This window comes from Streptomyces sp. CB02058 (genome assembly GCF_001905505.1).
Lineage (GTDB): Bacteria > Actinomycetota > Actinomycetes > Streptomycetales > Streptomycetaceae > Streptomyces.
In genome coordinates this window covers 728,051-741,150 of sequence record NZ_LIPG01000001.1, presented here as the reverse complement: position 1 = coordinate 741,150, position 13,100 = coordinate 728,051, and the positions used below count along the sequence as shown (strand labels likewise).

Here is a 13,100-nt window from a genome sequence, read left to right as displayed (position 1 = left end):
GCAAGTTGTTGGCGATTCGGGGACGTTCTCGACCGAATCGGGACGGAGTTCCGTGGGCGGACGCCTTCGGGAAGAGAGCGGCACCCGGAGCGATGAGGGAGCTCCGGGTGCCGTACCGCGGCGGGCCCATGACCCCACAGGTCAGGGCGGATGTCGACGGGGCCCGTCCGCGGGGAACGAGGGCGGGTCAGCCGAGGCGCCGCACCAGCGCGTGGTACTCGTCCCACAGCTCCTGGGGCGTGTGGTCGCCGAAGGTGTTGAGGTGCTCGGGGATGAGCGCCGCCTCCTCGCGCCAGACCTCCTTGTCGACGTCGAGCAGGAAGTCGAGGTCGGACTCGGAGAGGTCGAGACCCTCGGTGTCCAGGGACCCCTTGGCCGGCAGGATTCCGATGGGCGTCTCGACGCCCTCGGCCGTGCCCTCCAGGCGCTCGACGATCCACTTCAGGACGCGGCTGTTCTCACCGAAGCCGGGCCACACGAACTGGCCCGCGGCGTTCTTGCGGAACCAGTTGACGTAGTAGATCTTCGGGAGCTTCGACTGGTCCGCCTTGTCGGCGCCGACGCTGACCCAGTGCTTCATGTAGTCGCCCATGTTGTAGCCGCAGAACGGCAGCATGGCGAACGGGTCGCGGCGCAGCTCGCCGACCTTGCCCTCGGCGGCGGCGGTCTTCTCGGAGGCGACGTTGGCCCCGAGGAAGACGCCGTGCTGCCAGGTGAAGGACTCGGTGACCAGCGGTACGGCGGAGGCGCGGCGGCCACCGAAGAGGATCGCCGAGATCGGCACGCCCTTCGGGTCCTCCCACTCCGGCGCGATGATCGGGCACTGGCCGGCCGGGACGGTGAAGCGGGCGTTGGGGTGGGCGGCGGGCGTACCGGACTCGGGCGTCCAGTCGTTGCCCTTCCAGTCCGTGAGGTGCGCGGGCGCCTCCTCGGTCATGCCCTCCCACCACACGTCACCGTCGTCGGTGAGCGCGACGTTGGTGAAGACGGAGTTGCCCCACATCGTCTTCATCGCGTTGGCGTTGGTGTGCTCGCCCGTGCCGGGCGCGACGCCGAAGAAGCCGGCCTCGGGGTTGATCGCGTACAGCTGACCGTCCTCGCCGAAGCGCATCCAGGCGATGTCGTCGCCGATGGTCTCGACGGTCCAGCCGGAGATCGTGGGCTCCAGCATGGCGAGGTTGGTCTTGCCGCAGGCGCTCGGGAAGGCGGCGGCGACGTATTTCGACTCACCGCGCGGCGGGGTGAGCTTGAGGATCAGCATGTGCTCGGCGAGCCAGCCCTCGTCGCGGGCCATGACGGAGGCGATGCGCAGGGCGTAGCACTTCTTGCCGAGCAGGGCGTTGCCGCCGTAGCCCGAGCCGTAGGACCAGATCTCGCGGTCCTCGGGGAAGTGGGAGATGTACTTGGTGGAGTTGCAGGGCCACGGGACGTCGGCCTCGCCGTCGGCCAGGGGGGCGCCGAGCGTGTGGACGGCCTTCACGAAGAAGCCGTCGGCGCCGAGCTCGTCCAGGACCTCCTGGCCCATGCGCGTCATGGTGCGCATCGAGACGGCGACGTACGCGGAGTCGGTGATCTCGACGCCGATCGCGGAGAGCGGCGAGCCGACGGGGCCCATGCAGAAGGGGACGACGTACATCGTGCGGCCGCGCATGGAGCCGCGGAAGACACCCTTCTCGCCGGCGAAGATCTCCCGCATCTCGGCGGGGGCCTTCCAGTGGTTCGTCGGGCCCGCGTCCTCCTCCTTCTCGGAGCAGATGTAGGTGCGGTCCTCGACGCGGGCGACATCGCTCGGGTCGGAGGCGGCGTAGTACGAGTTGGGACGCTTGACCGGGTCGAGCCCGGTGAAGGTGCCCTTGGCGACGAGCTCCTCGCACAGGCGCTCGTACTCGGCCTCGGAACCGTCGCACCAGACCACGCGGTCCGGCTGGGTGAGGGCCGCGATCTCGTCCACCCAGGAGACGAGCTCCTGGTGCCGAGTGGGAACAGTGAGGGGAGCCGCGATGTCTCGCGCCACGATCGCTCCTTGTGAAGAGGGTGTGTTGTCAGGCCCCGTGGGGGCTGCGACCCGGATGCTGACCCCTTCGAATTCCCCTGGCGCTCATCCGGTGCCGACCGCACTCATTTGATCATCCGACCAACTCGCCCATATGTCCAGAGGGCCGCCCACGTGAGCATCGCCACTCATGGCGGCGACCTACGGGGGCGTAGGTAGCATGCGGACATGACTTCTGCCGCGGCGTCCGGACCCGTCGAGCTCACCGACCCCGTACCGGTCAAACCACGGATGCGCGGCTGGCTGCACGCGGGCATGTTCCCCGCGGTGGTCATCGCCGGCATCACGCTGATCGCCCTCGCCGACAGCACGCGCGCGCGGGTTGCCTGCGCCGTCTACATACTCACCGCCTGCCTGCTCTTCGGCGTGAGCGCGGTCTACCACCGCGGCACGTGGGGCCCGCGCGGCGAGGCGGTGCTGCGCAGGCTGGACCACGCGAACATCTTCCTGATCATCGCGGGCACCTACACCCCGCTCACGCTCCTGCTGCTGCCCGAGGCCACCGGCCGGCCGCTCATGTGGGCGGTCTGGGGCGCCGCGGCGGCGGGCATCGCCTTCCGCGTCTTCTGGGTCGGCGCCCCGCGCTGGCTCTACACGCCCTGCTACATCGCGATGGGCTGGGCCGCGGTCTTCTTCCTGCCGGACTTCATGCGCGCCGGCGGCATCGCGGTGCTGGTCCTCGTCGTCGTCGGCGGGCTGCTCTACAGCGCGGGCGGCGTCATCTACGGCCTCAAGCGGCCGAACCCGTCACCGCGCTGGTTCGGCTTCCACGAGGTGTTCCACTCGCTGACCCTGGCGGCGTTCATCGTGCACTACGTCGGCATCTCGCTGGTCGCCTACCAGCAGTGATCCGCCCGTACGGCGAAGGGCCCGGCCACCACGGCCGGGCCCTTCGCCGTACCCGGCCTCAGCCGCCCAGCTTCGCGGCCAGCTCCCCCGCGTCCGTCGTGGGCGCGTCGCAGACGAAGTGGCGGCAGACGTACGCCGTCGGCGCGCCGCCCGCCGGCGACCGGTCCACCAGCAGCGGGAACTCGCTCCCCGCGTCCGGCCCCTCGCCCACGGCGACGACCGCCCCGGGCGCCCGTCCCAGCAGCGCCGCGCGGTGCAGCTCCCCGGCGACGGGACCGGCCACCGCGACCTCACGGGGCCCGTCCAGCAGCGCCTCGGCGACCGCGAGGCCCCAGCCGATGAACCGCGGCGCCTTCGGACCCAGCGCCGTGACGATCCCGAGCGCCCCTTCGGCGGCCGTGCGGTGCGCCTCGGAGCCGGTGTGCGCGGCGTACGAGAGCAGGGCGCCCGCGGCGGCGGTCCAGCCCGCGGGGGTGGCGCTGTCGGTGGGGTCCTGGGGGCGCCGGATCAGCCGCTCCGCGTCATCGGCGGTATCGAACAACTGTCCGCCTTCGCCGGTGAAGCGTTCCAGCACGATGTCCAGCAGGAAGCCCGCGAACTCCAGCCAGGCGCCCTCCCCGGTGACGGAGGCGAGCGCGAGGAAGCCCTCCGCGACATCGCCGTAGTCCTCCAGCACCCCGGAGTTGTCCCCGGCACGGCCGTCCTTCGAGGTGCGGCAGAGCCGGGCGACGTCACCCATGTGGACCCGTACGAGCAGATCGGCGGCCTCGGTGGCCCGCTCGACCAGGTCCGGGCGGCCGAAGTACGCCCCGGTCTCGGCGAGCGCGGCGATCGCCAGGCCGTTCCAGGCGGCCACGATCTTGTCGTCCCGCTCGGGGCGGGCCCGCAGCTCGCGCGCCGCCAGCAGCCGGGCCCGCACATCGGCGACCCGCGCCGGGTCCTCGGGCTCCCCGGTCCGCACGAGCCGCAGGACCGACGAACCCTCCTCGAAGGTGCCCTCCTCGGTCACCCCGAAGTGTTCGGCGGCGAAGGCGCCGTCCTCCTCCCCCAGTACCTCGCGCAGCTGCGCGGGTGTCCACACGTAGAACGCGCCCTCGACGTGCCGCCCCCGCGCGTCCTCACTGTCGGCGTCCAGCGCGGACGCGAACCCGCCCTCGGCCGTACGCAGTTCCCGCACCATGAAGTCGGCGGTCTCCAGGGCGACCCGCCGGGCCAGGTCCGAGCCGGTGGCCCGCCACAGATGGGCGTACACACGGCACAGCAGCGCGTTGTCGTAGAGCATCTTCTCGAAGTGCGGCACCACCCACTCCCGGTCCACGGAGTACCGGGCGAACCCTCCGCCGAGCTGGTCGTAGATCCCGCCGCGCGCCATCGCCGCACAGCTGTCGGCGGCCATCTGCAGGGCGCCCTCGGCCCCCGTACGGGCGTGGTGGCGCAGCAGGAACTCGATGACCATGGACGGCGGGAACTTCGGCGCACCGCCGAAGCCGCCGTGCTTCTCGTCGTAGTCCCGGGTCAGCCGCAGCAGCGCCTGCGCGAGCTCGGCCTCGCCGGGCAGTTCGGTGCCCCCGGCGGCGAGGGACCGGCCGGCGAGATCGCGCACGATGCGTCCGGCCACCTCCGCCACCTCGTCGCGGCGGTCGGTCCAGGCGGCCACGACCCCTTCCAGGACCTGCTGGAAGGAGGGCATGCCGTGCCGGGACTCGGGCGGGAAGTAGGTGCCGAAGTAGAAGGGTTCGGCGTCGGCGGTCAGGAACACGGTCATCGGCCAGCCGCCCTGGCCGGTCGCGGCCTGCACGGCCTCCATGTACACGGCGTCGACGTCGGGACGCTCCTCGCGGTCGACCTTCACCGGCACGAAGTGCGCGTTGAGGTAGTCGGCGACGGTCGCGTCCTCGAACGACTCGTGGGCCATCACATGGCACCAGTGGCAGCTGGCGTAGCCGACGCTGAGCAGCACCGGGACACCACGCCGCCGGGCCTCCTCGAACGCCTCGGGCGACCACGGCCACCAGTCGACGGGATTGTCGGCGTGCTGCAGGAGATACGGGGACGTGGTCTGCGCAAGTCGGTTGGCCATGCCCCAATCCTCGCGCACCGGGGTGGAGGCGGGTGGACGGGCTCACCGGGGTAGGGAGGTTCGCCCCCGGAGCGCCCCGGGAAGCCGCTGCGGAGCTCCGCCCCGACGGCACGGGAACAGTAGGCTGAGCCCAGCAGCGCTGAAACCGTGGAAGCTCCTCGAAGGAGGCACACCATGACCGCCGAGATGGTGGCGCCCGCGTGGATGCACACCCAGATCAGCGCGGAGCAGTACGACTCCTGGTCCGAGGAGCAGTGCGCCGGCATCGAGATCGTGGACGGGATGGTCGTCGTGAGCCCGAGCGCCTCCAAGCGGCACAAGCGGCTGGCGCGCGTCCTGGCCAATGCCCTGGACGCCGCCGCGGGCCCGGACTGGAACGCCGACACGGACTTCGACGTCCGCCTGCAGGACGTTCCGCTCACCAACCGCCGCCCTGACGTCGTCGTCTACCGGTCGGAGACCATCGACCTCGCGCCCACCCGTCCTGAACACGTGCTCCTGGTCGCCGAAGTGGTGTCGCCCGGCTCGGAGACCACGGACCGGGTCGTGAAGGTGGACCAGTACGCCAGGGCCGGCATCCCCTTCTACTGGCGGATCGAGCAGGCCGCCACCGGTGTCCCGATCGTCTACACCTACGTCCTCGACCCCGCCACCAGGGCCTACCGGGACGGCGAGATGTTCACCGGCGCGATCGGGACCGCCGTGCCCTTCTCCGTCTCCGTCGACCTGGGTGCCATCTGACCGCTCCTCACGGTGGAGCGCGAAGGTGAGCCGCCCGCCCCGTCGGCGGCCGGCCCGCCCTGCGGCCTCTCCTCGACAGCCGCAGAGGTCCCCTGACGCCGTGTCATCCCGACTCCGAGGAGCACGACGGTCATGCCCAGCACCACCCGTACCCCGATCTCCTCGCCCAGCACGACCGCTCCGAGCAGGACGGAGACGACGGGCAGCAGGTAGCCGACCACGGCGGCGCTGGTGGCGCCCTCGTCGTTGATGATCCGGTAGGTGAGGTGGAAGGTGATCGCGGTGCAGAAGACGCCGAGGACGACGGCCGCGAGGACCACCACCGGGCCAGGGTCGATGGACTCCACGCCTCCGAAGGGCACCGCCGTCGCGGTCAGTCCGCTCGCGGCGACGAGCTGGGCGGCGGAGAGCGAGAGGGTGGGGGTGCCCTTCCGGACCAGGGTGCGGCCCATGTAGGTGAACGCGACGGCGTAGCTGGCGGCAGCGCCGATGATGGCGAGGGCGCCCCAGCCGGCGGCACCGGTCGTCCGCCAGGGCGCGAAGATGAGGACCGTGCCGGCGAAGCCGAGCAGAAGGCCCGTCAGGCGTACGGGACGGAGGCCGCGTTCGGAGCCGAGCGCGAGGCCCAGGGCGAGCGACCAGAGCGGGGTCGTGGCGTTCAGGACGCCCGCGAGACCGGAGCCGACGCTCTGCTGGCCGAGGCTGAACAGCGCGAACGGCAGGGCGTTGCAGAAGAAGGCCGCGACGGTGATGTGCCGCCATACGGCGACGCCCCGGGGCAGCCGGTGCCCCGCCACCCGGCAGCCGACCACGAGGACGAGCGCTCCGAGGGCACAGCGGGCGAAGGTGACCTGGAGCGGGGAGAGGCCGCGCAGGGCCAGCTCGATCCAGAGGAACGTCGAGCCCCACAGCAGGGCGAGCACCGCCACCCGCAGTCCGCCCCGGAGACTCCGTGTACTGCCGTTCATCATGCTTCCTCCACTCGGTTCGGCACTCGGTCCACCACGGCTCCGCTGTGCCGCCGGATTCACGGTCCGTCGCGGCTCTTCGAAGGTGCCGCAGCCGAGACTTAATGACAAGCAAATGGTTCTACCTGATCTGTTAAGCTCTGCTACATGCTTGATGTGAGACGACTGCAGGTCCTGCGCGCGGTGGTCACCAGCGGCACGGTCACCGCCGCCGCGGCACACCTCGGCTACACGCCGTCCGCCGTCAGCCAGCAGATGGCGGCCCTGGAGAAGCAGGCGGGCACGGCACTGCTGGAGCGGGTGGGCCGGGGGGTGCGGCCCACGGCCGCCGGTCTGCTGCTGACCGAGCACGCGGCGCTGATCAGCTCGGCGGTGGCCCAGGCGGAGACCGCTCTCGCCGACCTCCGCGCCGGACGCACCGGGCGCCTGTCGATCCGCTACTTCGCCTCGGCCGGCTCCACCCTGGTGGCGCCCGCACTGGCCGGGCTCCGCACCGCGCATCCCGGCGTCCGCATCGACGCCGAACTCACCGATCCGCAGGACCCGTTCCAGGAACTCGTGCACGGCCGGGCCGACGTCGCCGTGGTCGTGCAGGCGCCGGGCCGCATCGGCACCGGCTTCCGGCTCGTCCACCTTCTCGACGACCCGTACGCCGCCGTGCTCCCGCTCGGCCATCCGCTCGCCGGCCAGGAGGTCGTCGACCTGCATGAGCTCTCCGGCGAGCAGTGGGTCGGCTGCGAGCCGCCCGGGCCCTGTCTGGAAGCGGTGACCGAGTCCTGCGCGGCGGCGGGCTTCAGCCCCGACTTCGCCATCCAGAGCGAGGACTACGCCACCGCGCAGGGCTTCGTCGCCGCCGGTCTCGGCGTGAGCCTGATGCCCCGCCTGGGGCTGCGTGACCAGCACCCCGGCGTCGTCGTGCGCCCGGTCCGCAGCCCCGAACCGGTCCGCGTGATCTCGGCCGCCGCACGGGAGGTGTCGCTCCAGCAGCCCGCCCTGAGCGACCTGATGGAGGCACTGCGGGAGGCGGCCGTCACGGCGGCTCCCTCGCGCTGACGGCCCGTACGCAGGACACTGGGTGGCTACGACAGCTGGTCGGGTCGGACGCACCGGAACCTAGGGGGACGCATGCGGGACAGCCATCGGGCGGAAGCCGAACGGCTGTTGGTACGGGCCGTGGAGGAGGAGGCGCGGCGGACGGGGGGCCGGACGGACTCCGGGGCGCTGCTGGCGCGGGCGCGGGGCGCGCTCGACACGATGGCGGCGGGGGCGGCCGAGGAGTACGCCGCGTACACCCGGGCGCTCGACGCCGCGGGGACGGAACCGCAGCCGCTGTCGGCGCGCTTCAGCAGGGCTTCGCTCGGAACACCCCTGCTGGTGACGGGAGTCGCGGCGGCGGCGGCCTTCGGCGCGGACCTGGCGCTCGGTACCGCCACCGGGCTCGCCCTGGGCGCCGGGGCGGTCGTCGCCGTCGCGGGGACCACGGCGACGGTGGCCCGGGTGACCGCCGCCCACTGGCCGGCGGCCCACCGCAGGGCGGGCGAGCTGAACCAGCCCGGCGGCCCCGAACAGCTGCGGCTCCAGTGGCTGACGGCTCTGGAGGTACGGGGCATCCGCCCGTTCCTCGACCAGCAGCGCATGCTGACCGCCGCGACCCGTCCGCCGAAGAAGGCCGCCGCGTCCGTGGTGGCGCAGCTGCGCGGGAGCGACCGCAGCGCAGCCGCCCGCACGCGCTCACTCCTCGAACAGTCCTTCGGTCATCTTCCCGCCGCGGAGGGCCCGTTCGCCGGGCGCCGGGCCGAACTCGCCCAGATCGCCCAGTGGGTGCACGCCGCCCGTGCCGCGACGGAGACCAGGCCGACGGTCGTCGTCCTGCACGGCACCCCGGGTGCCGGGCGCACCACGCTCGCGGTGCGGGCCGCCCACGCGCTGAAGGACCAGTTCCGCGGGGCGTGCGTGGTCGATCTGCGCGGGGACGTGGCGGGCGAGAGTCCGCTGCCGACCCGGGACGCCCTGCTGCACCTGCTCAACCGGCTGGGCGCGCCCCGTGAACAGCTCCTGTTCCGGGAGAGGTCCTCCGCCGATCAGCAGGTGAGGCGCCTGAGCGAGCTCTACCACCAGCATCTGACGGGGACCCCCGTCACGATCGTCCTGGACGACGCCACCGACGCCGCCCAGGTCCGCACGCTCGTGCCCGAACGCTCCGACAGCCTGGTCCTGGTCACCGCCCGCGAGGCCCTCGAACTGCCCGCCGACTTCCCTGCCAGGGTCCACCATCTGCATGTGGGCGGGCTGGACGCGGCGGGCGCCGAGGAGCTGCTGCGCGAGTCCGCCGAGGTTCCCCAAGCTCTCGACTCCGCTCGAGCAGGGGAGGCCCCGATGGAGGCCGGCCCGTACGACTACCAGTCGACCGACACCGTCGTCGAGCTGTGCGGCGGGCTGCCGCTCGCCCTGCGCGTCGCCGGCTCCGCGCTCGGTGCCCGCAACCGCGCCGAACTCGCCGCCGCCCTCGGCGCGTACGGTCCGGTGGCGCCGGTCGAGCGGGCGCTGTGGCTGCGCTACACCGACCAGCCCGAGCCGGCCAGGCGGCTGCTGCGGCGGCTCGCGCTGGCCGGGCGGGCCAGCCTGGGGGCCGCCGCCGCGGCTTCGCTGCTCTCAGCCGACGAGGAAGAGGCCGGCCGGCTGCTGGAGACGCTGTCCCGGGCCGGGCTCCTGTCCCATGTGCGGGGCGCGCGCTACCGGCTCCACGACCTCGTACGGGACTTCGCCCTGGCCCGGCTGGCCGACGAGGAGCCGGCGGCGGACCGTACCGCCGCGCAGGAACGCCTCATCCAGAACTACGCCGAGCTCGCGGACGCCGTGATCCGCATGGTGGACGGCAAGATGTCCACCCGCGCCGGGCAGTTCGGCTCGCACGGCTTCAGCTCGCTGGACGCCGCCCTGCGCTGGCTGGACGACGAGTCGAGCTTCATCACCTCGGCGCTGCGGCACGCGGAGGGCGTCGACCAGGGGGCGGTGCTCCATCTGCTGGGTGCCCTGTGCGACTACTGCCTGCTGCGCGGCGACCTCTACCGCCTCGGCGAGATCAGTGAGCTGACGCAGGCGGTCGACCAGGGGCTCCTGGAGCGGTCGGTCCAGTGGCGTACGGGCATCGCGGCCCGCCAGCTCGGCGAGCTCGACAAGGCCCGTACGACGCTGTCCTCCGTCGTCGGCCTCTACCGCGAGGCGCACAACGACGCGGGCGCGGCCCTCGCGCTCTGCTCGCTGGGCATCACGCTGCACCACCAGGGCAATCTGACCGAGGCCTCGGCACGGCTGCGGGAGGCGATCGGCCTCCAGGCGTCGCCCGAGCAGGCCGAGGACCGTGCCTGGTCCCTGCACGCCCTGGCCGCGGTCGAGCGCGACCGGGCCAATCCGGCCGAGGCGCTGACCCTCCTGGACACCGCGCTGACCCTGCACCGCGAGGGCGAGTCGCTGCACGGCGAGGCGTGGTCGCACTTCCAGCTCGGCCAGGTCTGTCTGCGGATGGGCGAGGTCACCCGCGCCGAGGAGGAGCTGACCACCGCGCTGGACCTCTACGGCCGGACCCGGGACGAGCGCGGGGAGGCATGGGCGCTGACCCAGCTGGCCCGGGCCCGGCTGATGGACGGGGACGTCAGCAGCGCGGCACCGGCGGTGGAGCAGTTGCGCGGCGCCCTCGCCCGGCACCGGGGCAACGAGGACGCGCGGGGCGAGGCGTGGACGCGCTACTACCTGGGGCAGGCGCTGGAGGAGGACGGCGACACCGACCAGGCGGTGCGGGAGCTGGAGCGGGCCCGCACGATGTTCTCCCGGATGCGGGACGTGTACGGGCTGGCCTGCGCCCGCCACCACTCGGGCCGGGTCACCCGCGACCAGCGCGCCGCGCAGACCGGGAACCTGCGCAACTCCGGCTTCGCCCGGCAGCTCCTGATGGACGCACGGGCCGACTTCCGGCGGATCGGGGTGCCCCACGGGGAGGCCTGGACCTGCCTGGAGCTGGCCCTGATCGACGGCGGCAACAACCGCGCGGCGCAGGCCCTGGAGATGTGCGGCGACGCGATCACCCTGTTCGCGTCGTACGGCGATGCCCGGGGCGGCGACTGGGCGGCGTTCCTGCGCTGCACGCTGCTGCCCTACGCCTCGCCGGGCGGCAGCGAGGTGGGCACGGCGGTGGCCCAGCAGGAGCTGGCGGACCTCCTGGAGGCCTCCCACCCGCTGCGGGACACGAAGCTGGAGGACTGCGCGGAGGCCTTCCGTGTCGTCCTGAACCGCGGGGTGGACCTGGACGACGGCTGGCAGGCCTGGCGCCTCGGCCTGACCCCGTCGCGGCAAGCCCGCGAGGTCATGGGGGTGCCGGTGGGCGTACGCCCCTGAGGCGACGCCGTGGCGATCCGGGGGGACGGGGCAGGGCGCAGGGCGGGCCGGAGCCACTGCCCCGCCCGCCGGCCCGTGCCACGTCAGCCCGTACCCACGCCGTCACCGCGCCTGCATCGGCAACGCGCCCACGGAGGCGCAGCGCCCCGCCGGCCCGTGCCCGCGCAGGCGCCCCGGGTCAGCCCGTGCCGGGTCAGCCCTTGCCGGACGGGCTCGACGCCCCCGCGGCGCTCGGAGTGCCTGCCTGGGCGTCCCCGCCGTCGGCCGCGGGCTCCGCCTGCGCCGCCGGGTCGGGGGCCTCCTCGAAGTTGACCTTGCCCATGTGGCGGTTCATCGACTTCATCAGCAGCCAGACCCCCACGGCGAGCGCCGCGAAGACGAGGAAGCCGAGGACGCCGGGAGTCACCTTGTTCTTGTCGAGCTCATCGGCGGCGAACGGGACGAGCTGCGTCAGTGCCTGGGTCGCGTACATATCAGGCATTGTCGCGGATGCCCGCGAAGAGGTCGCTCTCGGGGAGGGAGGTGGCGACCAGGGACTTGGCCAGCTCGTACTCCTCGGTCGGCCAGACCTCCCGCTGGACGTCCATCGGGACCCGGAACCAGCCGCCGTCCGGATCGATCTGGGTCGCGTGCGCGATCAGCGCCTTGTCCCGGATCTCGAAGAAGTCGTCGCACGGGATGTGCGTGGTCAGCGTGCGCTCCGCGCGCTCGAACTCCTTCCACCGCTCCAGCCACTCGCCGTACGGGGACTCCAGTCCGCGTGCGAGGAGCGCCTCGTGCAGGGCCACGGTGCGCGGCTTGTTGAAGCCCTGGTTGTAGTAGAGCTTCTGCGGCTGCCACGCGGGGCCGAACTCGGCCTCGGGGAACCTTTCGGTGTCCGCCGCCGCCTCGAAGGCGATCATCGAGATGGTGTGGGTCTTGATGTGGTCCGGGTGCGGGTACCCGCCGTTCTCGTCGTAGGTGGTGATCACCTGCGGCCGGAACGCGCGGATCTTCGCGACGAGACGCCCCGCCGCCGTCTCGTCGTCCTCCAGGGCGAAGCAGCCCTCGGGCAGCGGCGGCAGCGGGTCGCCCTCGGGCAGACCCGAGTCGACGAAGCCGAGCCACTCCTGCTCGATGCCCAGGATCTCCCGGGCCTCGTCCATCTCCTTCTTGCGCACCTCGTGGATGTGCTCCTCGATGTACGCGTCCCCCTGAAGCTTCGGGTTGAGGATGGAACCCCGCTCGCCCCCTGTGCAGGTGACGACCAGGACGTCCACCCCCTCGGACACGTACTTGGCCATGGTGGCCGCGCCCTTGCTCGACTCGTCGTCGGGGTGGGCGTGCACGGCCATCAGTCTCAGCTGCTCGGTCAAGACTCGGTCCTCAGTGATTGGTCGCGAAGGTCGGCTTCTATAGTGACTGAACCGGGGGGTGGAAAATTCCACGATCCCCTGTACAGGAGGAACGATCATGGCGGCGGTGCGCGAGGCCTTGCCCGAGGAGCGCTACGGCCGGTCCCGGGACCAGCGCGCGGACCGCAAGCTGAAGATCGTCGGCTCCGTGCTGGGTGTGGCCTTCCTCGGCATGGTCGGCTGGATCGGCTACGACTACGTCACCGGCCAGGACATCAGCGCCGAGATCATCAAGTCCAAGGTCGTCTCGGACACTCGCGCCGAGGCCCATCTGGAGGTCCGCAAGGAGCGGGAGGCCGACGGGCACTGCACCGTCCGCGCGCTGAGCGAGGACGGCGCCGAGGTGGGACGCGCGGACTTCCGCTTCGACCAGCGCTCCGAGCGGATCGACGACGTGGTCTCCCTGCGCACCACGTCCAGGGCGACCGCGGTGGAGCTCGTCGCCTGCTCCGCGGGCTGACCGCACCGGGAGCGCGCCGCCCGTGATGTGCGCGTTTCCGCGCCGACCTGCGGGAACGCGCGTGTGACGGTTTACCTTCTCCCCCTTTTCGCGCGGAATTGTTAGGCTCGTTGTTTCGCCCACCCGTGGCAGCGCATGCTTGGGGTAGGGCGTTGCTTTGTAT

Annotated in this window: 10 protein-coding genes; 5 read left to right on the top strand and 5 right to left on the bottom strand. The window is 72.3% G+C overall.

Annotation, left to right across the window (positions count from 1 at the left end; genetic code table 11):
- Positions 1 to 187: 187 nt before the first annotated feature.
- A complete protein-coding gene (locus tag AMK10_RS03570; protein ID WP_073744615.1) occupies positions 188 to 2,014 on the bottom strand; it encodes a phosphoenolpyruvate carboxykinase (GTP) in 1,827 nt (608 codons plus the stop codon).
- A 207-nt stretch (positions 2,015 to 2,221) separates the two neighbouring features.
- On the opposite strand from AMK10_RS03570, the gene trhA reads away from it, so the two are divergent.
- A complete protein-coding gene (trhA, locus tag AMK10_RS03565; RefSeq protein ID WP_073744612.1) occupies positions 2,222 to 2,902 on the top strand; it encodes a PAQR family membrane homeostasis protein TrhA in 681 nt (226 codons plus the stop codon).
- Between the two features lie 58 nt (positions 2,903 to 2,960).
- Here trhA and AMK10_RS03560 read toward each other — a convergent pair whose 3' ends face one another.
- A complete protein-coding gene (locus AMK10_RS03560; protein WP_073744610.1) occupies positions 2,961 to 4,982 on the bottom strand; it encodes a thioredoxin domain-containing protein in 2,022 nt (673 codons plus the stop codon).
- 174 nt (positions 4,983 to 5,156) lie between these two features.
- On the opposite strand from AMK10_RS03560, the gene AMK10_RS03555 reads away from it, so the two are divergent.
- On the top strand, positions 5,157 to 5,723 hold the full coding sequence (locus tag AMK10_RS03555; protein ID WP_073744608.1) for a Uma2 family endonuclease: 567 nt from the start codon (positions 5,157 to 5,159) through the stop codon (positions 5,721 to 5,723).
- On the opposite strand, the gene AMK10_RS03550 is transcribed toward AMK10_RS03555, so the two are convergent.
- Positions 5,642 to 6,694 (bottom strand): DMT family transporter, encoded by a 1,053-nt coding sequence (locus AMK10_RS03550; RefSeq protein WP_079180601.1) that lies wholly within the window; start codon positions 6,692 to 6,694, stop codon positions 5,642 to 5,644. The genes AMK10_RS03555 and AMK10_RS03550 overlap by 82 nt on opposite strands.
- Positions 6,695 to 6,838: 144 nt before the next feature.
- Here AMK10_RS03550 and AMK10_RS03545 point away from each other — a divergent pair, with 144 nt between their 5' ends.
- Both AMK10_RS03545 and AMK10_RS03540 read left to right on the top strand, forming a co-directional pair.
- Positions 6,839 to 7,744, top strand: coding sequence for a LysR family transcriptional regulator (locus tag AMK10_RS03545; protein ID WP_073744606.1), 906 nt, complete (start codon positions 6,839 to 6,841; stop codon positions 7,742 to 7,744).
- Positions 7,745 to 7,816: 72 nt separating this feature from the next.
- Entirely contained in the window at positions 7,817 to 11,083 is a 3,267-nt protein-coding gene (locus AMK10_RS03540; RefSeq protein ID WP_073744604.1) for a tetratricopeptide repeat protein, read from the top strand.
- Positions 11,084 to 11,276: 193 nt separating this feature from the next.
- Here the strand turns inward: AMK10_RS03540 and AMK10_RS03535 are convergent, their stop codons facing one another.
- Positions 11,277 to 11,555, bottom strand: a complete 279-nt coding sequence (locus tag AMK10_RS03535; protein WP_073744601.1) for a hypothetical protein — start codon at positions 11,553 to 11,555, stop codon at positions 11,277 to 11,279.
- A 1-nt stretch (position 11,556) separates the two neighbouring features.
- Positions 11,557 to 12,438, bottom strand: coding sequence for a mycothiol conjugate amidase Mca (mca, locus tag AMK10_RS03530; protein WP_073744599.1), 882 nt, complete (start codon positions 12,436 to 12,438; stop codon positions 11,557 to 11,559).
- A 97-nt stretch (positions 12,439 to 12,535) separates the two neighbouring features.
- On the opposite strand from mca, the gene AMK10_RS03525 reads away from it, so the two are divergent.
- Positions 12,536 to 12,937 (top strand): DUF4307 domain-containing protein, encoded by a 402-nt coding sequence (locus tag AMK10_RS03525; RefSeq protein WP_073744597.1) that lies wholly within the window; start codon positions 12,536 to 12,538, stop codon positions 12,935 to 12,937.
- Positions 12,938 to 13,100: the final 163 nt, after the last annotated feature.

What these genes read in the sequence shown, in the direction of transcription:
- trhA (WP_073744612.1), top strand. Translation starts at nt 2,222, where the DNA reads ATGACTTCTGCCGCGGCGTCCGGACCCGTCGAGCTCACCGACCCCGTA.
- AMK10_RS03560 (WP_073744610.1), bottom strand. Translation starts at nt 4,982, where the DNA reads ATGGCCAACCGACTTGCGCAGACCACGTCCCCGTATCTCCTGCAGCAC.
- AMK10_RS03555 (WP_073744608.1), top strand. Translation starts at nt 5,157, where the DNA reads ATGACCGCCGAGATGGTGGCGCCCGCGTGGATGCACACCCAGATCAGC.
- AMK10_RS03550 (WP_079180601.1), bottom strand. Translation starts at nt 6,694, where the DNA reads ATGATGAACGGCAGTACACGGAGTCTCCGGGGCGGACTGCGGGTGGCG.
- AMK10_RS03545 (WP_073744606.1), top strand. Translation starts at nt 6,839, where the DNA reads ATGCTTGATGTGAGACGACTGCAGGTCCTGCGCGCGGTGGTCACCAGC.
- AMK10_RS03540 (WP_073744604.1), top strand. Translation starts at nt 7,817, where the DNA reads ATGCGGGACAGCCATCGGGCGGAAGCCGAACGGCTGTTGGTACGGGCC.
- AMK10_RS03535 (WP_073744601.1), bottom strand. Translation starts at nt 11,555, where the DNA reads ATGTACGCGACCCAGGCACTGACGCAGCTCGTCCCGTTCGCCGCCGAT.
- AMK10_RS03525 (WP_073744597.1), top strand. Translation starts at nt 12,536, where the DNA reads ATGGCGGCGGTGCGCGAGGCCTTGCCCGAGGAGCGCTACGGCCGGTCC.